The organism is Cupriavidus cauae, from assembly GCF_008632125.1.
Taxonomy (GTDB): domain Bacteria; phylum Pseudomonadota; class Gammaproteobacteria; order Burkholderiales; family Burkholderiaceae; genus Cupriavidus; species Cupriavidus cauae.
On the sequence record NZ_VWRN01000005.1, the window covers coordinates 21,486 to 44,928 of the forward strand.

General features: G+C 69.2%; 20 protein-coding genes. 14 read left to right on the forward strand and 6 right to left on the reverse strand.

What is annotated here, in order from left to right; translation table 11 throughout:
• Positions 1-62 precede the first annotated feature (62 nt).
• The 8 genes from iscR to iscX all read left to right on the forward strand — a co-directional run bounded on the left by iscR (position 63) and on the right by iscX (position 5,988).
• Positions 63-632, forward strand: a complete 570-nt coding sequence (iscR, locus tag F1599_RS01040; protein ID WP_150081799.1) for a Fe-S cluster assembly transcriptional regulator IscR — start codon at positions 63-65, stop codon at positions 630-632.
• A 64-nt stretch (positions 633-696) separates the two neighbouring features.
• Positions 697-1,914, forward strand: a complete 1,218-nt coding sequence (locus tag F1599_RS01045; RefSeq protein ID WP_149319312.1) for an IscS subfamily cysteine desulfurase — start codon at positions 697-699, stop codon at positions 1,912-1,914.
• Positions 1,915-1,962: 48 nt separating this feature from the next.
• A complete protein-coding gene (gene iscU / locus F1599_RS01050; protein ID WP_053821503.1) occupies positions 1,963-2,367 on the forward strand; it encodes a Fe-S cluster assembly scaffold IscU in 405 nt (134 codons plus the stop codon).
• 23 nt (positions 2,368-2,390) lie between these two features.
• Positions 2,391-2,711: an iron-sulfur cluster assembly protein IscA gene (gene iscA / locus F1599_RS01055; RefSeq protein ID WP_023263777.1), complete on the forward strand. Its 321-nt coding sequence runs from the start codon at positions 2,391-2,393 to the stop codon at positions 2,709-2,711.
• A gap of 114 nt (positions 2,712-2,825) precedes the next feature.
• Positions 2,826-3,344 carry a Fe-S protein assembly co-chaperone HscB gene (gene hscB / locus F1599_RS01060; RefSeq protein WP_150081802.1) on the forward strand — a complete coding sequence of 173 codons (519 nt, stop codon included), beginning with the start codon at positions 2,826-2,828 and terminating at the stop codon, positions 3,342-3,344.
• 124 nt (positions 3,345-3,468) lie between these two features.
• Positions 3,469-5,334: a Fe-S protein assembly chaperone HscA gene (hscA, locus tag F1599_RS01065; RefSeq protein WP_150081805.1), complete on the forward strand. Its 1,866-nt coding sequence runs from the start codon at positions 3,469-3,471 to the stop codon at positions 5,332-5,334.
• 54 nt (positions 5,335-5,388) lie between these two features.
• Positions 5,389-5,727, forward strand: a complete 339-nt coding sequence (gene fdx, locus F1599_RS01070; protein ID WP_053821506.1) for an ISC system 2Fe-2S type ferredoxin — start codon at positions 5,389-5,391, stop codon at positions 5,725-5,727.
• Between the two features lie 66 nt (positions 5,728-5,793).
• Positions 5,794-5,988, forward strand: coding sequence for a Fe-S cluster assembly protein IscX (gene iscX / locus F1599_RS01075; RefSeq protein ID WP_149319309.1), 195 nt, complete (start codon positions 5,794-5,796; stop codon positions 5,986-5,988).
• Between the two features lie 162 nt (positions 5,989-6,150).
• On the opposite strand, the gene lysS is transcribed toward iscX, so the two are convergent.
• The 3 genes from lysS to prfB all read right to left on the reverse strand — a co-directional run bounded on the left by lysS (position 6,151) and on the right by prfB (position 9,720).
• Positions 6,151-7,683, reverse strand: coding sequence for a lysine--tRNA ligase (gene lysS / locus F1599_RS01080; protein ID WP_150081808.1), 1,533 nt, complete (start codon positions 7,681-7,683; stop codon positions 6,151-6,153).
• A 40-nt stretch (positions 7,684-7,723) separates the two neighbouring features.
• A complete protein-coding gene (locus tag F1599_RS01085; RefSeq protein ID WP_150081811.1) occupies positions 7,724-8,506 on the reverse strand; it encodes an SDR family oxidoreductase in 783 nt (260 codons plus the stop codon).
• 109 nt (positions 8,507-8,615) lie between these two features.
• Positions 8,616-9,720 (reverse strand): peptide chain release factor 2 gene (gene prfB / locus F1599_RS01090; RefSeq protein WP_150081815.1). Its coding sequence is split into 2 segments (ribosomal slippage): positions 8,616-9,638 and positions 9,640-9,720, totalling 1,104 coding nucleotides; the frame shifts between segments, so codons are not numbered across the junction.
• Positions 9,721-10,051: 331 nt separating this feature from the next.
• Here prfB and F1599_RS01095 point away from each other — a divergent pair.
• A complete protein-coding gene (locus tag F1599_RS01095; protein ID WP_150081818.1) occupies positions 10,052-10,798 on the forward strand; it encodes a M23 family metallopeptidase in 747 nt (248 codons plus the stop codon).
• A gap of 116 nt (positions 10,799-10,914) precedes the next feature.
• Here F1599_RS01095 and recJ read toward each other — a convergent pair whose 3' ends face one another.
• Together recJ and F1599_RS01110 are read right to left on the reverse strand one after the other, a co-directional pair.
• Positions 10,915-12,612: a single-stranded-DNA-specific exonuclease RecJ gene (gene recJ, locus F1599_RS01100; RefSeq protein WP_150081820.1), complete on the reverse strand. Its 1,698-nt coding sequence runs from the start codon at positions 12,610-12,612 to the stop codon at positions 10,915-10,917.
• A gap of 208 nt (positions 12,613-12,820) precedes the next feature.
• Positions 12,821-13,990 (reverse strand): hypothetical protein, encoded by a 1,170-nt coding sequence (locus F1599_RS01110; RefSeq protein ID WP_150081826.1) that lies wholly within the window; start codon positions 13,988-13,990, stop codon positions 12,821-12,823.
• 213 nt (positions 13,991-14,203) lie between these two features.
• Between F1599_RS01110 and F1599_RS01115 the strand changes: the two genes are divergently transcribed.
• The 4 genes from F1599_RS01115 to F1599_RS01130 all read left to right on the forward strand — a co-directional run bounded on the left by F1599_RS01115 (position 14,204) and on the right by F1599_RS01130 (position 19,924).
• Entirely contained in the window at positions 14,204-15,454 is a 1,251-nt protein-coding gene (locus F1599_RS01115) for a lipoprotein-releasing ABC transporter permease subunit (protein ID WP_150081829.1), read from the forward strand.
• Positions 15,447-16,193 (forward strand): lipoprotein-releasing ABC transporter ATP-binding protein LolD, encoded by a 747-nt coding sequence (gene lolD, locus F1599_RS01120; protein WP_149319301.1) that lies wholly within the window; start codon positions 15,447-15,449, stop codon positions 16,191-16,193. Before F1599_RS01115 ends, lolD begins: the two co-directional genes overlap by 8 nt.
• A gap of 26 nt (positions 16,194-16,219) precedes the next feature.
• The gene (locus tag F1599_RS01125) at positions 16,220-17,062 is read left to right on the forward strand and encodes a TatD family hydrolase (protein WP_150081832.1); all 843 of its coding nucleotides are present in this window, start codon (positions 16,220-16,222) and stop codon (positions 17,060-17,062) included.
• Between the two features lie 216 nt (positions 17,063-17,278).
• On the forward strand, positions 17,279-19,924 hold the full coding sequence (locus F1599_RS01130; protein ID WP_150081835.1) for a DNA internalization-related competence protein ComEC/Rec2: 2,646 nt from the start codon (positions 17,279-17,281) through the stop codon (positions 19,922-19,924).
• 127 nt (positions 19,925-20,051) lie between these two features.
• On the opposite strand, the gene F1599_RS01135 is transcribed toward F1599_RS01130, so the two are convergent.
• Positions 20,052-21,035: a MurR/RpiR family transcriptional regulator gene (locus tag F1599_RS01135; RefSeq protein ID WP_149319297.1), complete on the reverse strand. Its 984-nt coding sequence runs from the start codon at positions 21,033-21,035 to the stop codon at positions 20,052-20,054.
• A gap of 295 nt (positions 21,036-21,330) precedes the next feature.
• Between F1599_RS01135 and edd the strand changes: the two genes are divergently transcribed.
• A complete protein-coding gene (edd, locus tag F1599_RS01140; protein WP_149319296.1) occupies positions 21,331-23,199 on the forward strand; it encodes a phosphogluconate dehydratase in 1,869 nt (622 codons plus the stop codon).
• The last annotated feature ends 244 nt before the right edge of the window (positions 23,200-23,443 follow it).

Here is a 23,443-nt window from a genome sequence, read left to right on the forward strand (position 1 = left end):
TGACCGATTTAGTCGGGAAATTTATACTTGACGAAATTCATCAGGTATTACCCCCCGCAATCATGAGATTGACGACCAAAGGCCGCTTCGCGGTCACCGCCATGATCGACCTGGCCATGCGCCAGGACCAGGGTCCGGTGACGCTGGCCGGCATCAGCCAGCGCCAGAAGATCTCCCTGTCCTATCTGGAACAGCTGTTCGCCAAGCTGCGCCGGCATCAGATCGTCGAGAGCGTGCGCGGCCCGGGCGGCGGATACAGCCTGGCGCGCAAGTCCGAGGACGTGACGGTGGCCGACATCATCATCGCGGTGGACGAGCCGCTCGATGCCACCCAGTGCGGCGGCAAGGGTAATTGCAATGGCGACGAGAATACCGGCCGCTGCATGACCCACGAGCTGTGGGCGACCCTGAACCAGAAGATGGTCGAGTATCTGGACTCGGTCTCGCTGAAGGATCTGGTCGAACAGCAGCGCGCCCGCCAGCCCGGCGTGCTGCGCGACATGCGCGAGGAGGGCGGTGTCCGCCAGAGCGCACCGGCAGCGCGGACGGCGCAGCCCGGCGCGGCGGAAAAGGCGGACAAGCCCGCCCGGCCCAAGATGGTGAATTCGGTTTTCAGCCTGGCGCAGTCCTGAGCGGGACTCCAGCCAGGCGACGCACAGTGTCCCACCAGGCAGTCAAAACAAGGCAGTGACAACGATGAGCACCCCACATTTCCCGATCTACATGGATTATTCGGCCACCACGCCGGTGGACCCGCGCGTGGCGGACAAGATGATTCCGTATCTGCGCGAGCAGTTCGGCAATCCCGCGTCGCGCAGTCACGCCTACGGCTGGGAAGCCGAGAAGGCCGTCGAGGAAGCGCGCGAGCAGGTGGCCGCGCTGGTCGGCGCCGATCCGCGCGAGATCGTCTGGACTTCCGGCGCGACCGAGTCCGACAACCTCGCCATCAAGGGCGCGGCCAATTTCTACTCGGGCAAGGGCAAGCACATCATCACGGTCAAGACCGAGCACAAGGCCGTGCTCGACACCACGCGCGAACTGGAGCGCCAGGGTTTCGAGGTCACCTACCTGGACGTGCAGGAAAACGGCCTGATCGACATCGAGGTGTTCAAGCAGGCGCTGCGCCCGGACACCATCCTGGTCTCGGTGATGCTGGTCAACAACGAGATCGGCGTGATCCAGGACATCGAGCAGATCGGCGAGATCTGCCGCGAGAAGGGCATCATCTTCCATTGCGACGCTGCGCAGGCCACCGGCAAGGTCGCGATCGACCTGTCGAAGCTGAAGGTCGACCTGATGTCGTTCTCGGCGCACAAGACCTATGGCCCGAAGGGCATCGGCGCGCTGTACGTCCGCCGCAAGCCGCGCGTGCGCATCGAGGCGCAGATGCACGGCGGCGGCCACGAGCGCGGCATGCGTTCGGGCACGCTGGCGACGCACCAGATCGTCGGCATGGGCGAGGCCTTCCGCATCGCCCGCGAGGAAATGGCGACCGAGAACGAGCGCATCCGCATGCTGCGCGACCGCCTGTGGAACGGCCTGTCGGGCATGGAAGAGGTCTACCTGAACGGCGATTTCGAGCGCCGCGTGCCGCACAACCTGAACGTCAGCTTCAACTTCGTCGAAGGCGAGTCGCTGATCATGGCGATCAAGGATGTCGCGGTGTCGTCGGGCTCCGCCTGCACCTCGGCCTCGCTGGAGCCGTCCTACGTGCTGCGCGCGCTGGGCCGCAACGACGAACTGGCGCACAGCTCGATCCGCTTCACCGTCGGTCGCTTCACCACCGAACAGGAGATCGATTACACGGTCGAACTGTTGAAGAGCAAGATCGGCAAGCTGCGCGACCTGTCCCCGCTGTGGGAGATGTACAAGGACGGCGTGGACCTGAATTCGATTCAATGGGCGGCGCATTGAACGCTGTCCAACCGACCCCATAAAAGATACGTCACAGAGGTAGCCAACATGTCTTACTCCAACAAGGTACTCGACCACTACGAAAACCCCCGTAACGTCGGTTCGTTCGACAAGAACGACGACGCCGTCGGCACCGGCATGGTGGGCGCGCCCGCTTGCGGCGACGTGATGAAGCTGCAGATCAAGGTCAACGAGCAGGGCGTGATCGAAGACGCGAAGTTCAAGACCTACGGTTGCGGCTCGGCGATCGCCTCGTCGTCGCTGGTGACCGAGTGGGTCAAGGGCAAGACCGTGGACCAGGCGCTGGAGATCAAGAACACCCAGATCGCCGAGGAACTGGCGCTGCCGCCGGTCAAGATCCACTGCTCGATCCTGGCCGAGGACGCGATCAAGGCCGCGGTCGAGGACTACAAGAAGAAGCACGCGGGCGCCCCGACGCAACAGGCCGCCTGAGCGATCGAAGGGAAGTGGTAGCGATGATCACATTGACCGAAAAAGCCGCGAAGCACGTTTCGCGCTATCTGGACCGCCGGGGCAAGGGCATCGGCCTGCGGCTCGGCGTCAAGACGACCGGCTGTTCCGGCCTGGCGTACAAGCTCGAGTATGTCGACGAGCTGCAGCCGGAGGACCAGGTGTTCGAGTCGCACGGCGTCAAGGTGGTGGTCGATCCCAAGAGCCTGCCGTACATCGACGGCACCGAGCTCGACTTCGCCCGCGAAGGGTTGAACGAAGGCTTCCGCTTCAACAACCCGAACGTCAAGGACGAGTGCGGGTGCGGCGAATCGTTCCGCGTGTAAGGCCGGCGGCCTGAGCGTGTGCCTCTCCCGCTGGCGGGAGAGGGCCGGGCACGGCGGTGGCGCCTCACGGACGAGGCACCGCCGCCTTCGCCATAGCCTTCCAGCAGGACTACCTTGAAAGACGATTACTTCGCCCTGTTCGGGCTGCCGGCCCGCTTCACCGTCGACGAGGCAGCGCTCGACGCCGCCTACCGCACGGTGCAATCGCAGGCCCATCCGGACCGCTTCGCCCATGCCGGCGACGCCGAACGGCGCGTCGCGATGCAATGGGCCGCGCATGCGAACGAGGCCTACCGGACCTTGCGCCAGCCGCTCAAGCGCGCGATCTATCTGCTGTCGCTGCGCGGCATCGATATCCAGGCCGAGAACAATACGGCCATGGCGCCCGACTTCCTGATGCAGCAGATGGAGTGGCGCGAGGCGCTGCAGGACGCGGTACAGCAGCGCAACGCCGCGGCGCTGGACGCGCTGCTGCGCTCGCTGCGCCAGGAGAAGCGCGAACGCCAGAGCGCGCTCGGCGGCCTGCTCGATGCCGGCGAGGACGAGGCCGCGGCCGCCGCGGCGCGCCAGCTGATGTTCGTCGAGAAGATCGAGCACGACGCGAGCGAGGCGATCGACCGCCTCGAAAGCTAGCGCGGCAGGCACCATCGCGGGGGCCATGACACAATGGCGCCCCGGCAAAAGCGGGTAATCCGGCGGCGCGCCCAGGACCTTCGCCCGGCCATCGCGCCGCTCGCCCCGACAACAGAAGATTGACATGGCACTGCTTCAGATTTCCGAACCCGGCATGTCGCCGGCACCCCACCAGCGACGGCTTGCGGTCGGTATCGATCTCGGCACCACCAACTCGCTGGTGGCGGCCGTTCGCAACAGCATTCCCGAGGTGCTGGCCGACGAGAGCGGCCGTACGCTGCTGCCGTCGGTGGTGCGCTATCTGCCGAACCAGACCGCGCAGATCGGCTTCCGCGCCCAGGAAGAGGCGGTGCGCGATCCCAAGAACACCATCGTCTCGGTCAAGCGCTTCATGGGCCGTGGCCTGCACGACGTCGCGCATATCGAGCACAGCCCGTACGACTTCGTCGACGCGCCCGGCATGCTGCAGATCAAGACCGTCGCCGGCATCAAGAGCCCGGTCGAGGTCTCGGCCGAGATCCTGGCCACGCTGCGCCAGCGCGCCGAGGATGCGCTGGGCGACGACCTGGTCGGCGCGGTGATCACCGTGCCCGCCTATTTCGACGACGCGCAGCGCCAGGCGACCAAGGACGCGGCGCGCCTGGCCGGCCTCGAAGTGCTGCGCCTGCTGAACGAGCCGACCGCGGCGGCGATCGCCTACGGGCTCGACAACGCCTCGGAAGGCATCTACGCGGTCTACGACCTGGGCGGCGGCACCTTCGACATCTCGGTGCTGAAGCTGACCAAGGGCGTCTTCGAGGTGATGGCGACCGGCGGCGATTCCGCGCTGGGCGGCGACGACTTCGACCAGCGGCTGGTCTGCTGGATCGTCGAGCAGGCCGGCCTGCAGCCGCTGTCGGCCGAGGACACGCGCCTGCTGATGGTGCGCGCGCGCGCCGCCAAGGAAGCGCTGTCGGAAGCCGACAGCACGGTGATCGACGCGGTGCTGACCACCGGCGAGATCGTCCATCTGCCGCTCACCGCCGAGCAGTTCCGCGAGATGACCGCGCATCTGGTGCAGAAGACGCTGGCGCCGGTGCGCAAGGCGCTGCGCGATGCCGGCGTGGCGCCCGACGAGGTCAAGGGCGTGGTGCTGGTCGGCGGCGCCACGCGCATGCCGTCGATCCGCAAGGCGGTCGCCGATTTCTTCGGCCAGCCGCCGCTGACCAATCTCGATCCGGACAAGGTGGTCGCGCTGGGCGCGGCGATGCAGGCCAATCTGCTCGCGGGCAACAACGCGCCGGGCGATGACTGGCTGCTGCTCGACGTGATTCCGCTGTCGCTGGGCGTCGAAACCATGGGCGGCCTGGTCGAGAAGATCATTCCGCGCAACAGTACGATCCCGGTCGCGCGCGCGCAGGAGTTCACCACCTTCAAGGACGGCCAGACCGCGATGGCGATCCACGTGCTGCAGGGCGAGCGCGAACTGGCCAGCGACTGCCGTTCGCTGGCGCGCTTCGAGCTGCGCGGCATTCCGCCGATGGTGGCCGGCGCGGCCCGTATCCGCGTGACCTACCAGGTCGACGCCGACGGTCTGCTGTCGGTGTCGGCGCGCGAGACGCAGTCGGGCGTGGAGGCCTCGATCGCCGTCAAGCCCTCGTACGGTCTCGGCGACGACGATATCGCGCGGATGCTGCAGGACAGCTTCCGCGAGGCCGAGCACGACATGAAGAGCCGCGCGCTCGCCGAGGAGCGTGTCGAGGCCGAGCGGCTGCTCGAGGCCACGCGCAGCGCGCTGCAGGCCGACGGCGACCTGCTGTCGGACGACGAGCGCGCCGAGGTCGAAGCCCTGATGACGAGCGTGCGCGAGACCGCCGCCGGCGACGACCATCTGGCGATCAAGGCGGCCATCGAAGCGCTGTCGCGGGGCACCGACGAGTTCGCGGCCCGCCGCATGGACCGCTCGATCAAGCAAGCGCTGGCCGGCCGCAAGGTGCAGGAGCTCGGCTGAGGCGCTCCATTTCACCTGCCGCGTCGCCCGCCATCCCCAATATCAGGACCCCATATGCCACAGATTGTCGTACTGCCCCACGCCGAATACTGCCCCGAGGGCGCCGTGATCGAAGCCAGGAAGGGCACCAGCATCTGCGACGTGCTGCTCGAGCATGACATCGAGATCGAGCATGCCTGCGAGAAGTCGTGCGCCTGCACCACCTGCCACGTGGTGGTGCGGGAGGGCTTCGATTCGCTGAACGAAGCCGAAGAGAAAGAGGAAGACCTGCTCGACAAGGCCTGGGGCCTCGAGCCGAATTCCCGGCTGTCCTGCCAGGCCATCGTCGCCGACGAAGACCTGACCATCGAGATTCCCAAATACACCATCAACCACGCCAAGGAAGGCCACTGAGGCCCGTGTTGCCTGCCCCGGCGGCATGGCGATTCCATGGCGAACGAAGACCTTGGAGAACCCCTGATGAAATGGACGGATACCTTTGACATCGCGGCAGCGCTGTACGACAAGTACCCCGATGTCGATCCGCTGACGGTGCGCTTCACCGACCTGCGCCGCTGGGTGCTGGAGCTGGACGGCTTCGACGACCTGCCCGAGCGGTCCGGCGAAAAGATCCTCGAGGCCATCCAGGCCGCGTGGATCGAGGAAGCCCAGTAGGGCGGCAGGGCGGTCATGCAGTAGTGCAGCAGCGGTACGAACGTCGGGCCGGCCCGGCCGGATCATGGTCTGTGCCATCGGCCGGCGGTGCGGACAAAAAAAGCGCGCTCCAGGAGCGCGCTTTTTCATGGCTCGAGCCCGCGCCCGTCGGCGCGGCCCGGCTCAGTCTTCCCGCCGCAGGTGCGGGAACAGGATGACGTCGCGGATGTTCGGGCTGTCGGTCAGCAGCATCACCAGCCGGTCGATGCCGATGCCGCAGCCGCCCGTCGGGGGCATGCCGTATTCCAGCGCGCGGATGTAGTCCGCGTCGAAATACATCGCCTCCTCGTCGCCCGCGTCCTTCTGCTCGACCTGCTTGCGGAAGCGCTCGGCCTGGTCCTCGGCGTCGTTGAGCTCCGAGAAGCCGTTGGCGATCTCGCGGCCGGTGATGAACAGCTCGAAGCGCTCGGTGATGCCGGGCACCGTATCGGAGGCGCGCGCCAGCGGCGACACCTCGACCGGATAGTCGACGATGAAGGTCGGCTCCCACAGCTGGCTCTCGGCAGTCTCCTCGAACAGCACCAGTTGCAGCGTGCCCAGGCCCGCGTTGAGGAATTGCGGCGCGCCGGTGTTGACGCCGAACTTCTTCAGCTCCGCGCGCAGGAAGTCCGCATCGGCCAGCTGCGCATCGGTGTATTGCGGCGCGTACTTCTGGATCGCCTGCGTGATGGTCAGCCGGTGGAAGGGCTTCGACAGGTCCAGCTCGCGTCCCTGATAGGTCAGCGTCGCGCTGCCGCGCGCGTCGATCGCCGCCTTGCGGATCAGGTCCTCGGTGAAGTCCATCAGCCACCGGTAATCGGTATAGGCCGCGTAGAACTCCATCATCGTGAACTCGGGGTTGTGGCGCGGGCTGACCCCCTCGTTGCGGAAGTTGCGGTTGATCTCGAACACGCGCTCGAAGCCGCCGACGATCAGCCGCTTCAGATAGAGTTCGGGCGCGATGCGCAGGAACATCTGCATGTCCAGCGCGTTGTGGTGCGTGATGAAGGGCTTGGCCGCGGCGCCGCCGGGAATCGGATGCAGCATCGGCGTCTCGACTTCCATGAAGCCGGCCTCGGCCATATGACGGCGCAGCGACGAGATGGCCTCGGTGCGGGCGCGGAAGGTCGCGCGCGTCTCCGGCGAGACGATCAGGTCGACATAGCGCTGGCGGTACTTCATCTCCTGGTCGGCCAGCCCGTGGAACTTGTCCGGCAGCGGCCGCAGCGACTTCGACAGCAGGCGCAATTCCTGCACCTGCACCGACAGTTCGCCCTTGTTGGTGCGGAACAGCAGCCCGCGCGCGCTGACGATGTCGCCCAGGTCCCAGTGCTTGAAGTTGGCGTAGACCTCTTCGCCGACCTTGTCGCGCGTGATGTAGAACTGGATCTGGCCGCTGCCGTCCTGCACCGTGGCGAAGCTGGCCTTGCCCATCACCCGCTTGAGCATCATGCGGCCGGCCACCGCGACCTCGACCGGATCGGCCTCGAGCGCGGCCTGGTCGGCGTCGCCGTATTGCGCGTGCAGGCTGGCGGCCTGATGGGTCGGACGGAAGTCGTTGGGGAAGGCGACGCCTTGCTGACGCAGCGCCTGCAGCTTCTCGCGCCGCTCGGCAATGATCTTGTTTTCGTCGACGGCGGGGGCCTGCTCGGCAGGCGCGCGGGTGGGTTCGGTCATGATGTCGTCAAAGGGCGGGGCACGGGGCCGCGCGGGAAAGTCAGGTATTGCGGATATCGTCGAGTTCGGTGCTGCCGAAGTCGGCGCGCTGCAGATAGGCGGCGATGCGGGCGGCGGCCTCGTCGGGGCTGGTCAGCTGCGCGTTGGCCTTCAGCGAGCGGAAGCGTTCGACCTGCGCGAAGTCGGCCTCGCGGATCGCGGCCTGCATGCCGGTATCGACCACGCCCGGCGCCAGCGCCACTGCGCGCACGCCGCGCTCGGCCGGCACCGACGCGTACTCGGCATTGACGGAGCGCACGAACATGTCGAGCGCGGCCTTGCCGGCGCAGTAGGCGCTCCAGCCCTCGACCGGCCGGCGCGCGGCGCCCGACGAGATCGCCAGCACCTTGCGCGGGCAGCCGAAGCGCTCGCTGCGCGCCAGGAAGGCCGCGGTCAGCGTCATCGGCGACACGAGGTTGGTCATCAGGTGCGGCACCAGCGTGGCCTCCTGCAGCTCGGCGATCGGCGCGATCGGCTCGATCACGCCGGCGTTCAGCACCAGCGTCGCGCTGGCGGGGGCGTCGACGCTGTCGAGCACGCTCGCCAGCCAGCTCGCCGCCTGCGCGGGCTTCGACAGGTCCTGCAGGTGCCAGGCGATCGGCACGCCGCTGGCCTGCGCGGCCTGCTCCAGTTCCGCATTGCGGCTGCGCGCCACGCACACCAGCCGGTTGCCCGGGACCATCAGCGCGCGCACCAGCGCCGCGCCCAGCCCGCGCGAGGCGCCGGTGACGATGATCAGATGGGATGCGTCGGTCGATGCGTCAGTCGATGCGGCTGTGGTCATGGATATCGCCCTGGCGGAGAGAGGTCGGACCCCGCGGCACGGCCGCGCCGCGGGATGGGTGGCGCGAGCGGGCGCCGGTCCTGCTGGTGCTGCAACGCTTGGCCTGCGCTTACAGGCCCTGTTTCAGGCTCGCCTCGATGAAGGTGTCCAGGTCGCCGTCCAGCACCTTCTGCGTGTTGGACAATTCGACGTTGGTGCGCAGGTCCTTGATGCGGCTCTGGTCCAGCACATACGAGCGGATCTGGTGGCCCCAGCCCACATCGGTCTTGGTCGATTCGAGCTTGTCGGCCTCGGCCTGGCGCTTGCGCATCTCGTGCTCGTACAGGCGCGACTTCAGCATCGACATCGCCTCGGCACGGTTGCGGTGCTGCGAGCGGTCGTTCTGGCACTGCACGACGATGCCGGTCGGGATATGCGTGATCCGCACGGCCGAATCGGTCTTGTTGATGTGCTGGCCGCCCGCGCCCGAGGCGCGATAGGTATCGACGCGCAGGTCCGCCGGATTGATCTCGACCTCGAACGAGTCGTCGACCTCCGGATAGACGAACACCGACGAGAACGACGTATGCCGGCCGCCCGACGAGTCGAACGGCGACTTGCGCACCAGGCGGTGCACGCCGGTCTCGGTGCGCAGATAGCCGAACGCGTATTCGCCCTCGACCTTGATCGTGGCGCTCTTGATGCCGGCGACATCGCCCTCGGATTCTTCCAGCACCTCGGCCTTGAAGCCCTTGCGCTCGCAGTACTTCAGGTACTGGCGCAGCAGCATCGAGGCCCAGTCGCACGCCTCGGTACCGCCGGCGCCGGCCTGGATGTCGATGAAGGCATTGGCCTGATCGAGCTGGCCGGAGAACATGCGGCGGAACTCCATGTCGGCGACCGCCGCCTCGAAGCCCTTGACGTCCTCTTCGATCGACACCAGCGTGTCGTCGTCGCCCTCTTCACGCGCGAGCTCGAACAGCTCCTGCGCGCTTTCCAGATCCTCGGTCAGCTTGCCCAGTACCTGGACCACGCCTTCGAGCATCTTCTTTTCCTTGCCGAGGTCCTGGGCCCGCTTCGGGTTGTTCCAGACCTCGGGGTCCTCCAGTTCGCCGTTGACTTCGGCCAGACGTCCTACCTTGACGTCGTAGTCAAAGATACCCCCGTAGATCTTCCGTCCGGGAACGGAGATCGGAGATGGCGCCGGAGATGGCGTTGAGGCGTTCTGCTTCCATGGTGTTCTTGCGCTTTGAAAACCGTGAATTATAGCGGAACGGGACGGCATTCCCCGGGTAATGACGGATAATGCGCCGCGCGGACGGCCACGCTTTGGCGATGCCGGGGGCCGCGGCGGCTCCGGTCCTGCACGGGTCACCGCCGGGCGATTCCGGGCGGCGCGTCGAACTGTGGCCGTGACCGATGGTCTACAGTTGCGGGTGCGTCAACCGTTACATCGCTGGCGCCGCCTCTGTTTCCATTCCGCCGTACCGTCCGCCGTTCATTCCGCCGCTCCGGCCCGCCAGGGCGACATGGCGGCGGGCCCAGATTCCCGATGCAGCCATGACGATGCCAGCCATTTCGACCCTCCCGACCGCGACCGCACCGACCGCCCCGGCCATCGGCCGCCGGCGCGCCATTGCCGCGCTGGCCGCTACGATGCTGGCGACGCTGGCCGGCTGCGGCACGGTGGGCGAGGGCGGCCCCGCGCCGGACGGCTTCTACCGGGTGCGCTCCGGCGACACGCTGTATTCGATCGCGCGCCGCCACCGCCGCTCGGTGCGCGACCTGGTGCGCTGGAACGCGTTGCCGAGCGCCGATCGCATCGAGGTCGGCCAGCTGATCCGGGTGCGGCCGCCGGCCGGGGCCGCGGCCGCCGCCGCCAGCAACCCCAGCGGCCCGGCCACGGTCGAGGAGACCCCGCGCGCGGCCACGCCGTCGAGCCGGCCGCCGTCCAGCCGCATCGCGCTGCAATGGCCGGCCGACGGCACGGTCACGCACGGCTATTCGCCACCGTCCAGCAAAGGCCTGCGCATCGCGGTGCCGGCCAATGGCACCGTACGTGCCGCCGCGGCCGGCTGGGCGATCCACGTCGGCGCGCTGCGCGGCTACGGCACGCTGGTGATCGTCAAGCACAACGACGACTGGCTGACGGTCTACGGCAATCTCGATCAGCCGATGGTCAAGGAAGGCGCCCACGTCGACGCGGGCCAGGTGGTGGGCCGCATGGGCGCCGCGGCCAGCGAACTGCACTTCGAGGTGCGCGGCAACGGCAAGCCGGTCGATCCGGCCAGCATGCTGCCGGCGCGGGGGTAAGGCCGGGTCCTGCCTTCGCATCGGCGTCGTCTCCGCGCATGCGGGACGCAGCGTCCTTCGGCAGCCGCTTGGCCCCTGCTTTCACGGGGCGAACTATCGGCTGGCAGAGCCTGTCCCTACTGCGCGTGCTCGATCACCATCTGCACGCGCGTGACGCCGTTGAACGTGTTGTTGTCGAGCCGGTAGGCCACCATCGCGCTGGCGCCCAGCGTGTCGGCGTGGTTGAACCAGATCGCGTCGAACTGGCGCTTGCCGCGTCCGAGCTGCAGCTTCAGGTGCTTGCCCTTGAGCACGGTCTGGCGCAGCACGTCGAATTCCCCGCAGAAGGTCGGCGGCGGAAAGCCCTGGCCCCATACCTGCTGCTCCAGCAGCGACACGAAGGCCGGATCGAAGCAGTGGTCCTCGATCTCGCCGTCGGTCTCGATCACGCGGGCGAGATGGTCGTCGGTCAGCCATTCGCGGCCGATGCCCTCGAACGCATCCATGAAGCGCTCGAAATCGCCGGCGCGCAGCGTCAGGCCGGCCGCCATCGCATGGCCGCCGAACTTGACCAGCAGGCCGGGATGGCGCTTGGACACCAGATCGAGCGCGTCGCGCAGATGAAAGCCCGGAATCGAGCGGCCCGAGCCCTTGATGGTGGCCTCGTCGCCCGGCGCAAACGTGATGGTCGGGCGATGGAACTTCTCCTTGAGCCGCGACGCGACGATGCCGATCACGCCCTGGTGCCACGTGTCGTTGAACACGCTGACGGTAAAGCGCGACGACGGGTCGAGCCCGTCCAGCGGACGTTCGAGGATCTGCAGCGCCTCCTGCTGCATGCCGGCCTCGATATCGCGCCGCTCGCGGTTCATCGCGTCGAGCTGCTGCGCGATCTCCCACGCGCGCTCGGCGTCGTCGCTGAGCAGGCATTCGATGCCGAGCGACATGTCGGCGAGCCGTCCGGCGGCGTTCAGCCGCGGTCCCAGGCCGAAGCCCAGGTCGAAGGTGGTGGCGCGGCTGGCCTCGCGTCCGGCCGCGCGGAACAGCGCGGCGACGCCCGCATGCATGCGGCCCGCGCGCATGCGCTTGAGCCCCTGCGCGACCAGGATGCGGTTGTTGGTGTCGAGCTTGACCACGTCGGCCACGGTGCCCAGCGCGACCAGGTCGAGCAGTGTGTCGAGGCGCGGCTGATTGGCCGGCGTGAACACGCCGCGCTGGCGCAATTCCGCGCGCAGCGCCAGCAGCACGTAGAACATCACGCCGACGCCCGCCAGGTTCTTGCTGGGAAAGCCGCAGCCCGGCTGGTTCGGATTGACGATCACCGCCGCGTCGGGCAGCTGGTCGCCAGGGAGATGGTGGTCGGTGACCACCACGTCGATGCCGCGCGCATTGGCCGCGGCCACGCCATCGACGCTCGCGATGCCGTTGTCGACGGTGACGATCACGTCCGGGTTGCGCTGCGCCGCCAACGCGACGATCTCCGGCGTCAGGCCGTAGCCGTATTCGAAACGGTTCGGCACGATGTAGTCGACCTGGGCACCCAGCATGCGCAGGCCGCGCACGCCCACCGCGCAGGCGGTGGCGCCGTCGCAGTCGTAGTCGGCGACGATCAGCAGCCGGCGGCGCGCGGCGATCGCGTCGGCCAGATAGACCGCGGCGCGGTCGATGCCCTTCATCGCCTGCGGGGCCATCAGTTCGGGCAGGTCGGTGGCCAGCTCGCGCGCATGGGTGACGCCGCGTGCCGACAGGATGCGCGCCAGCGTCGGATGCAGGCCCAGCGCCGCGAGGGCGCTGGCGTGGTCGGACTGGTGGGGGCGGATCGCGATGCGGGTCATGGGCTCGGAACGATAGCGGAGCAGGGGCCGGGGCGGCGGCACAGCGGGCGAAGCAGCCGCAGCGGACGAAGCAGACGCGGCGGCCGCAGCAGGGGAAGCGGACGCGGCAGACGAAGCGGATGCGACAGACCAAGCGGGTGCGACAGACCAAGCGGGCGCGGCGCGGCAAGTGGATGAGGCGGACGAAGCGGCGTTGGCATGGTCGCCCTCATGCGGCCAGCGCGAGATCGGACAGCAGCGCGCGCCAGTCGCCGCGCATGCCCAGGCCGCGCCAGAACTTGCGCAGGTCGCCGCGGCGCACGGTGAATTCGGCGTGATGGTCGTCGCCGCCGAGCACCAGCGTCAGCGCCTGCAGCCGGCCCGACTCGAGCGCGGCCAGCGCCGGCGCGAACCAGTCGGCCTCGAGCGCATGCAGCCGTTCGATCCAGCTGCCCCAGTCCTCGGCGAGATAGGCCGAGGCGCAGGCATCGAGCAGCGCCATGGCGCTGCCCTCGGCCTTAAGCGATGCGAGCGATTCGAGCGATGCCAGCGAAGGGGGCAAGGGCAGGCATTCCGCGCCGCCGGCCAGCGCGAGCCCACGCAGCAGCGGATCGTCGGCCAGCACCGTATCGGCCAGCCGCGGCACCGGCCGCAGCGCGCCGCCGCCATGCAGCCAGACCGAGTTGACGGGCAGCGCGCCCCGGGCCTCGCGCGCCTGGTTGACCGGATGGTCGAACCAGGTCATCTGGATCTCGTTCTGCAGCCGGCGCCAGTCGCGCTCGCGCGGGCCGGACTGCATCCAGACGTCGATATTGCGGCCGGCCGCGCGCAGCGGCGGGGTCGCGTCCAGCGGGCCGAACACGGCTTCGGGCAGATACCAGCGGCCGGGGTGCGGCGCATCCAGCGCGATGCCCGAATCGCTCAACAGCGGCGCGATGGCCTCGCGCAGCGCGGCCGATTCGGCGGCGTCCAGCGTCAGCAGCGCCGGGTCCATCAGCACCAGGTGATCGCGCGCGGCATGGATGTGGACCGGCTGCAGGCAGACCCAGGACTGCGGGTCGGTGCCGGACCGCAGGTCGTGATCGGCGTCGGCGCCGCCATGGTCGGCCAGCCGCATGTAGGGCGCGGTGGGCACGCGCGCGGTGTCCAGGCCGGCGCGCGCGGCCAGCCAGCGCTCATGGGCGAGCGAGCGCAGCGCGATCGGATCGTAGCCGGCGCCGTGGCGCTCGCGCGCAGTCGTGCCGGCGCGCGTCAGCAACTTTCCCAGCGCCGGCAACTCCAACTGGCGCAGCAGGGCGCCGGCAATGCCGCCGCCGGCGCCGTTCGGTTCGTCCAGGCCCTCGGTATCCGCGCCGGGCGGGACCGAAAAGGGCACAATCAGGGTCAGGTGCGTCGTCATGGTTGGCGAGATTGTAAACTCGCGGGTGGCCGGCGCGTCCCGATTCACCCGATTCGGATGAATTCGCGCCGGATTTGCGCCGAACTGGCACCGGACTTGCGCCGGATTTACGCCCGATCAGCACGCGCCCGGGGGCGCGATGGCGGCCCGGCCGGGCCATCGATCCGGCCTCACGGGCGCCATCGCGCGTTGGCAACGAACACAGGAACCGTCTTGAACTTTCCCTACGAGTGGCAGATCGGCTGGCGCTATACCCGCGCCAGCAAACGCGCCAGCCGCAATACCTTCATCTCCTTCATCTCGATGATCTCGATGCTCGGCATCGCGCTCGGCGTGGCCGCGCTGATCGTCGTGCTGTCGGTGATGAACGGCTTCCAGAAGGAGGTACGCGACCGCATGCTGTCGGTGCTGGCGCATATCGAGGTGATCGGCCCATCCACGCTGCCCGACTGGCGCCGCACCGCCGCCGAGGCGATGCGCAACAAGGAGGTGGTCGGCGCCGCGCCCTATGTCGCCGCGCAGGCAATGCTGACGCGCGACGACACCGTGCGCGGCGTACTGCTGCGCGGCGTCGATCCGGCCGAGGAGCCCAAGGTCTCGGACATCGGCAAGCAGTTCAAGGCCGGCAGCCTGACCGAGCTGCAGCCCGGCGGCTTCGGCATCGTGCTCGGCGGCGAGCTGGCCGCGGCGATGGGCGTGCGCGTGGGCGACAAGGTCACGCTGGTGGCGCCGCAGGGCACCATCACGCCGGCGGGCGTGCTGCCGCGGCTCAAGCAGTTCACCGTGGTCGGCGTGTTCTCGTCGGGCCATTACGAGTTCGACAGCGCGCTGGCGCTGATCGACATCCAGGACGCGCAGACGCTGTTCCGGCTCGACGGTCCCAACGGCCTGCGGCTGAAGCTGTCCGACATGCAGCGCGCCCCGCAGGTCGCCGACGCGCTGTCCGGCACGCTGTCCGGCGAGCTCTATCTGCGCGACTGGTCCAAGCAGAACCGCAACTGGTTCGCCGCGGTGCAGACCGAGAAACGGATGATGTTCATCATCCTGACGCTGATCATCGCGGTGGCGGCCTTCAACCTGGTGTCGACGCTGGTGATGACGGTGACCGACAAGCAGGCCGATATCGCGATCCTGCGCACCATGGGCGCGCAGCCCGGCTCGATCATGCGCATCTTCATCGTGCAGGGCGTGGCCATCGGCTTTATCGGCACCGTGCTCGGCGTGCTCGGCGGCACGCTGATCGCGACCAATATCGACGTGATCGTGCCCTTCATCGAGCGGATCCTGCAGGTCCAGTTCCTGCCCCGCGACATCTACTTCATCAGCGAATTGCCCTCGGACCCGCGCGTGAACGACATCGCCACCATCGGCACCATTTCCTTCGTGCTGGCCATCCTGGCCACGCTCTATCCCAGCTGGCGTGCCGCCCGCGTGAACCCCGCGGAGGCGCTGCGCTATGAATGAGGCCATGCTGAACCGCACCGCCGCGCCCGAGGCCACGCCGGCGGGCGCTACCGCCGCCGCGCAACCGATCCTGACCGCGCAGGGGCTGTGCAAGCGTTTCCGCCAGGGCGGGCTCGACGTCGAGGTGCTGCGCGGCGTCGATCTGCGCATCGATGCCGGCGAGAAGGTCGCCATCGTCGGCGCCTCCGGCTCGGGCAAAAGCACGCTGCTGCATGTGCTGGGCGGGCTCGACAATCCCGATTCGGGCAGCGTCGCGCTGCTTGGCAAGCCCTTCACCGACCTGCGCGAGACCGAGCGCAACCTGGTGCGCAACCGCTCGCTCGGCTTCGTCTACCAGTTCCACCATCTGCTGCCGGAGTTCACCGCGCTGGACAACGTCGCGATGCCGATGCGCATCCGCGGCCTGCGCCAGGGCGAGGCGCGCGAGGCCGCGCAAGCGATGCTGGCGCGCGTCGGCCTCGGCGAGCGCGCGAAGCACCGTCCCGGCGAGCTGTCCGGCGGCGAGCGGCAGCGCGTGGCGATCGCGCGTGCGCTGGTGGGGCAGCCGGCGTGCGTGCTGGCCGACGAGCCGACCGGCAACCTCGACGACCACACCGCCGGCGGCGTCTACGACCTGATGCTGGAGCTGTCGCGCACGCTGGGCACCAGCTTCGTGATCGTCACGCACGATCTCGATCTGGCGAACCGCTGCGACCGCGTGCTGCGGCTGCGCGACGGCCATCTGCATCGCGAACGCTGAGCCGCGGCGCGCCGGAGCTTGCCCCGATGTGGATCGACACCCATTGCCACCTCGACGCGGCCGAGTTCGATGACGACCGCGACGCGGTGGTGGCGGCCGCGGCCGCGGCCGGCGTCGCCGGCATCGTGCTGCCCGCGGTGGCGGTGTCGAACTTCGCCGCCGTGCGCGCGCTGGCGCATCGCCATCCGGCCTGCGTCTACGCGCTCGGCATCCATCCGCTGTGCACCCCCGGAGCGGGGCAGCCCGACCTCGACGCGCTGCGGCGCGAGGTAGAGGCCGCGCTGCCCGATCCCCGCTTCGTCGGCATCGGCGAGATCGGCCTGGACTTCTTCGTGCCGGGGCTCGATGCGCAGCACCAGACCTGGCTCTACGTCGAGCAGCTGAAGATCGCGCGCGAGTTCGATCTGCCGGTGCTGCTGCATGTCCGCAAGTCGCAGGACCAGGTCGCCGCGCAACTGCGGCGCGTCGGCGTGCGGCGCGGGATCGCGCACGCCTTCAACGGCAGCGCGCAGCAGGCGCAGCGCTTCGTCGAGCAGGGCTTCAAGCTCGGCTTCGGCGGCAACGTGACCTTCAGCCGCGCGCGGCAGATCCGGCGGCTGGCGGTGGAGTTGCCGCTGGACGCGCTGGTGCTGGAAACCGATGCGCCCGATATCGCGCCGGCATGGCTGACCGACGACCAGTTCGGCGAACAGCGCAAGGTGCGCAACACACCGGCCGAGGTCGCAGGCGTCGCCCGGGTGCTGACCGAACTGCGCGGCATCGATGCCCCAACCCTGGCCCAGGCGACCTGGCGCAATGCGGTCGAGGCGCTGCCCCGGCTGGCCGCCTTTGCCGCGACGATCGCGCCGTCCTCCGCCGTGACGGACTGACACGTTTCGCGCCGCCGCCCGGCGGTATAAACGCAGGCATCGTGATCGTCGAACGAGGGCGGGCATGTCTGCGGTACTTGCGGACCTTAGGCTTTCTGCGGTTTCTACGATTTGCCCGGCGGCAGATGGACATGCTGCGGGCGTATCGGGCCCGGCGTTCGTTGCTGTCCCTGCTGTTCCTGCTGTTCCTGTAGTTCCTGCGTTGCCGGCGCCGCGATGCGCCTGACCCTGTGCGCCTTCGTGGCAGGTTGCTGGCTGGTGCAGCAGCTGCCGGCGCTGCCCTCCGCGGGCACCAGCATGACCGCGGGGCTGGCTTCGTTCGGCGTGGTGCTCGTGCTGTCGCCGCTTGCCGGACGACACCGCCGAACGGTGCCGGCGCGCCCGCGTTCTTCCTCCCTTGTCTTCCATGCCCGCTGGCTGGCGACCGTACTGGTGACCGTGCTCGCGGCGCTGATCGTTGGCGCGGCATGGGCGGCGTGGCGCGCCGAGCGCCGGCTGGCCGAACGGCTCGCCGCCGAGCTCGAAGGCGTGGCGCTGTCGCTGACCGGCGTGGTGTCCAGCTTGCCGACCGGCAACGGCGAGGGCCTGCGCTTCAACCTGGCTGTCGAAGGCAAGCGGCCGGCCGGCTTGCCGGCGCTGCTGTCGCTGGGCTGGCAACAGGCGCCGCCCGGCCTGCTGCCCGGCACGCGGCTGGCGCTGACCGTGCGGCTGAAGCAGCCGCACGGGCTCGCCAACCCGCATGGCTTCGACTACGAATACTGGTTGCTGCAGCGGGGCATCGGCGCGACCGGCTACGTGCTGGCGGCCGGCCCGGCATCGCCGGTGGCGCTGCGGCCCGCCTGGCGCATTTCACGCTGGCGCGCGCGGATGCGGGCGCGAATGCTGGCGGCGATGCCGGCTGATGCGCCGTTCGCCGGCGTGCTGGTGGCGCTGGCGATCGGCGACCAAAGCAATATTGCCGCCGAGCAGTGGCGCTGGTTCACGCGCACCGGCATCGGCCATCTGGTCAGCATTTCGGGACTGCACATCACGATGATTTCCGGCCTGGCCGCCGCGCTGGCCCGTGCGCTTTGGCGACGCTCGTTCGGCCTGGCCAGATGGATGCGCAGGCCGCTGCCGTTGCGCTGTCCGGCGCAGCGTGCGGCGGCGGTGGTGGCGGTGGTGTCGGCCCTGGCCTATGGGTTGCTGTCCGGCATGGAAGTCCCGGCGCAGCGCACCGTGGCGATGGTCGCCGTGGCCGCCCTGGCGCTGTGGTGGCAGCGTCGGCCGCCGGCCTCGCTGGTGCTGGCCTGGGCTGCCGCGGTGGCACTCGCGCTCGATCCCTGGGCGGTGCGGGCGGCGGGGTTCTGGCTGTCGTTCGGCGCGGTGGCGGCGATCTTTCTGGCGGCGTCGCAGCGCACCGTCGCTGCAGCCGGGCCCGGGCCGCCACCGCCTTCGCTCTGGCAGGCGCGCTGGCATGGCCTGCGCCGGCATCTGGCGGAAGGCGTGCGCACGCAATGGGCCGTGACCGTCGGACTGCTGCCGCCGACGCTGCTGTTGTTCCAGCAGGTGTCGGTGGTGTCGCCGCTGGCCAATGCGCTGGCGATTCCGGTCGTCAGCCTGCTGGTGACGCCGCTGGCCCTGAGCGCGGCGCTGCTGGCGGCGTGGCCCGCGGACTGGCCGCTCGGCGGCGCCATCGCGATGGCGGCCACGCTGCTGCTGACGGTGGCGCATCAGGCGATGGCATGGCTGGGGGCCGTGCTGGTCCGGCTATCGGCGCCGAACTGGGCCGTCTGGCAGGCGGCACGGCCCGATACCATCGAGCTCGCCTTCGCGCTGCTTGGCACGGCGGTGCTGCTCGCCCCGCGCGCCTTTGGCTGGGGCTGGCGCGTGCATGGCCTGGTGCTGCTGATTCCGATGCTGTCGAGCGGCCGTGCACCGCTGCCCGCCGCGGCGTTCCGCGCCACGGCACTCGATGTCGGGCAGGGCGCGGCGGTGCTGATCGAAACCCGCAGCCACCGGCTGCTGTACGACACCGGGCCGGCCTATGGCCCGACCAACGGTTCGGCCAGCGGTTCGGCCAGCGGTTCGGACAGAGGTTCGGACAGAGGTTCGGACAGAGGTTCGGACAGAGGTTCGGTCAACGGCCCGGCTGACGCGGCGCGGCCCAGCGCCGGCGAACGCGTGGTGGTGCCGTTCCTGCGCGCGGTCGGCATCCATTCGCTCGATGCGCTGGTGATCAGCCACGAGGACGCCGACCATGCCGGCGGCGCGCGCGACGTGATGGCGGCGCTGCCGGTCCGGCGCATGTGGGCGGCGTTGCCGCGCGGCCATCCGCTATGGCGCTTGCCGGCCGGTGTCGGCCCGGATGTCAGCGAGGTGTGTGCGGCGGGTATCGCCTGGCAATGGGACGGCGTGCGCTTCGAGCTGCTGCATCCGCTGCCGGGACAGGGCGACGACGCCACGATCGGCAGCAATGCGCGCAGCTGCGTGCTGCGGATCTCGAGCCCGTACGCCACGATGCTGCTGACCGGCGATATCGATCGCGCCGCCGAACGGGCGATGGTGGCGCGCCTGCCGCCCGATGCGCTGCGTGCCGACCTGCTGCTGGTGCCGCACCATGGCAGCCGCACCTCGTCCAGCGACGAATGGCTCGATGCGGTGCAGCCCACCGCCGCGGTGTTCCAGCTCGGCTATCGCAACCGCTACCGGCATCCGCATGCACAGGTATGGGCGCGCTATGGGCGCCGCGGGATTGCGCGCTATCGCGGCGATCGCACGGGCGCGGTAGAAGTCGTCGCGGATCGCGGCGGCATCGCGATCGCGTCGTTCCGGCAGCAGGCGCGGCGCTACTGGCGGCCGGCGCCGGACGCGCCGGAATGAGAGGTGGGTTCCTGTTGAGGCTTTATTGGCCGCGGTTGGCAGTAGCTGATGCGCCGCTGCGCCGCTGCGCCGATGCGCCGATGCGCCGATGCGCCGATGCGCCGATGCGCCGATGCGCAAGCGCCGGCTAATCCTTGGCCGCGCGGCGCGCCGCCGGCCTTTGGACCGATCTTGCGGCCGATTTGGCCGCCGATTTCCCCGCGGACTTCGCCGCCGGCCGCGCGTTGCGGCGCGCCTTGCCGCGCGGCAGCGCCTCCAGCGCATGGCTCGGCTCGGCGCTGGCGATGCGCCGTTCGCGCAGATGGGCCTTGGCCCGTTGCAGCCGGCCCGCCATCGTATCGGCCCGCGCCAGCGCGACGCCCGCGGCCAGCACATCGCCGAGCACCAGATGGCTGATGCGCGAGGTCATCGGCGTATAGACCTCGCTGTCCTCCTCGACATCGGAGAACACGCAGACGTCGGCCAGCGCGGCCAGCGGCGAGCCGCTGTGCGTCAGCGCCAGCACGCTGGCGCCCGCGCTGCGCGCCAGCGTGGCGGCGGTCAGCATGTCCCAGGTACGGCCGCTGTTGGACACCAGTACCGCGACATCGCCCGGCGCCAGCAGCGCCGCGGACATGCTGAACACATGCGGATCCGAATACGCGACGGTCGGCATGCCGAGGCGGAAGAACTTGTGCTGGATATCGAGGGCGACGATGCCGGAGTTGCCGCAGCCGTAGAACTCGATGCGGCGCGCGCCGGCCAGCAGGGCGATGCCGTGCTCGATCTGGTCGGCCGACAGTGCGTTGCGCACCGACATCAGGGTCGCGATGGTGCGGTCGAACACCTTGCCCGCGATATCGGCCGGCTGGTCCTGCGGATTGACGTCCTGATGCACGAAGGGCGTACCGGCACCGACGGTCTGCGCGAACTGCAGCTTGAACTCGCGAAAGCCGTCGTAGCCCAGCGCCGCGCAGAAGCGCGCAATGGTTGGCTGCGACACGCCCGCACGGCGCGCCAGCTCCGGCATCGACAGCCGGATCACGCTGGCGCCGTGGCGCGCGACGTAGTCGGCGAGGCGCCGTTCGGAGGGGCGAAGGGAGTCGTAGACGGCGAGGATGCGATCGCGCATGAGGGCGGCAAGGGTCGGATTGGATCGTTGTATGTAGAGATTCTACTTCGCGGGCCGAATGATCGGGCCGATCGCCGTTCGCTGCAGTCGGGAATAACCCTGAGACTCGGCGATGGAAAGGCCGTTTTATAAGGGGATTTCCCGCATTGTCGGCACATTGGCGCGAATCGGGGCTTCTGGAATCGACCTGTCTTCCGGTAGAATGTAGAAATTCTACACAAAACGACCCCGCCGGGATGGACCCCAGCTCCCGGTTCATCGACTGCCCATCTTCCCGTTCGCCTCTCCATACCGCATGTCACAGACTCTCGATCCCGCGGTGCGCGACGTCACCGAGCGCATCGTCGAACGCAGCCGCGCCAGCCGCGCCGCCTACCTGGAACGCTGTGCCCGCGCGCAGCGCGACCAGGGGCCGGCGCAGGGACTGTCCTGTGCCAATCTGGCCCACGGCTACGCCGCGCTGCCGGCCGCCGACAAGCTGAAGCTGCGCGTCGAACATGCGCTCAATCTCGGCATCGTCACCGCGTACAACGACATGCTGTCGGCGCACCAGCCCTATGAGCGCTATCCCGCGCTGATTCGCGCGGCTGCGCGCGAAGTGGGGGCGGTGGCCCAGGTCGCCGGCGGCGTGCCGGCGATGTGCGACGGCATCACGCAAGGCAATCCCGGGATGGAGCTGTCGCTGTTCTCGCGCGATGCGATCGCGATGGGCACGGCGATCGCGCTGTCGCACAACACCTTCGACGCGGTGGTGATGCTCGGCGTCTGCGACAAGATCGTGCCGGGGCTGGTGATGGGCGCGCTGCAGTTCGGCCATCTGCCGGTGGTAATGGTGCCGGCCGGACCGATGGCCAGCGGCCTGCCCAACAAGGAGAAGGCGCGCGTGCGCCAGCTCTATGCGACCGGCCAGGTCGGCCGCGACGCGCTGCTCGAGGCCGAGTGCCAGGCCTATCACGGCGCGGGTACCTGCACCTTCTATGGCACCGCCAACAGCAATCAGCTGCTGATGGAAATCATGGGCCTGCATCTGCCGGGCGCGGCCTTCGTGCCGCCCGAGGGCGGCCTGCGCGATGCGCTGACGGCCGCCGCGGCACAGCGCGCGCTGGCGCTGTCGGCGCGGGGCGACGGCTATCTGCCGATCTGCCGCATCGTCGACGAACGCGCGGTGGTCAACGGCATCGTCGGGCTGCTGGCGACCGGCGGCTCGACCAACCACACCATTCATCTGGTGGCGATGGCGCGCGCCGCCGGCATCGTGATCGACTGGGATGACTTCGACCGGTTGTCGCGCGTGACGCCGCTGCTGGCGCGCGTCTATCCGAACGGCGCGGCCGACGTCAATCACTTCCATGCGGCGGGGGGCGTCGGCTTCGTGATTCGCCAGTTGCTGAACGCCGGACTGCTGCATGAGGACGTCGAGACCGTGGCCGGCCCGGGGCTGGCGCGCTATGCGCAGGAGCCGGTGCTGCACGACGGCGCGTTGCAGTGGCGCGAAGCCCCGGCGCAAAGCGGCGACGCGCAGGTGCTCGCGCCGATCGACGCGCCGTTCGATCCGGAAGGCGGGTTGCGGCTGATGTCCGGCAATCTTGGTCGCGGCGTGATCAAGGTGTCGGCGGTCGCGCCGGAGCACCGGATCGTCGAGGCGCCGGCGCGCGTGTTCGATTCGCAGCAGGCGCTGCAGGACGCGTTCACGCGCGGCGAGCTCGATCGCGACGTCATCGTCGTGGTGCGTTTCCAGGGCCCGAACGCCAACGGCATGCCCGAGCTGCACCGGCTGACGCCGCCGCTGGGCGCGCTGCAGGATGCCGGTCATCGCGTCGCGCTGGTGACCGACGGCCGCATGTCGGGCGCCTCGGGCAAGGTGCCGGCGGTAATCCATGTCGGACCGGAAGCGAGCGCCGGCGGTCCGCTGGCGCGCGTGCGCGACGGCGACCGGCTGCGCGTCGACGCGGTCGCCGGCACGCTGGCGTGGCTCGGCGATCCGGCCGAGTTTGCGGCCCGCGCGCCTGCTGCACCGCCGCAGGACGCGTTCGCCGACTACAGCCTGGGGCGCGGCCTGTTCGGGCTGTTCCGCCGCCACGCGCGCGGCGCGGAGCAGGGCGGCAGCGCGCTGGACCTCAGCGAGGCCGATGCGATGGCGGCGCCGGCACCGCGCGCACTATAGTCGTGCTGTAGGGCGTACTTTCGGCAGGCGATCCGGCAACCGATACGGCAACCGATACGGCAACCGATACGGCAACCGATACGGCAACCGATACGGCAACCGATACGGCAGGCGACCCGCAACCCCGGACCGAACCCCGGACCGAATCAATCCTCAAGCCGGCCGGACCCCATGTCCGGCCTCGACCGCACGCGCGCGAACCCGCCGCCGCGCGGTCAGACCAACAAGGGCGGCTTCGACCGTC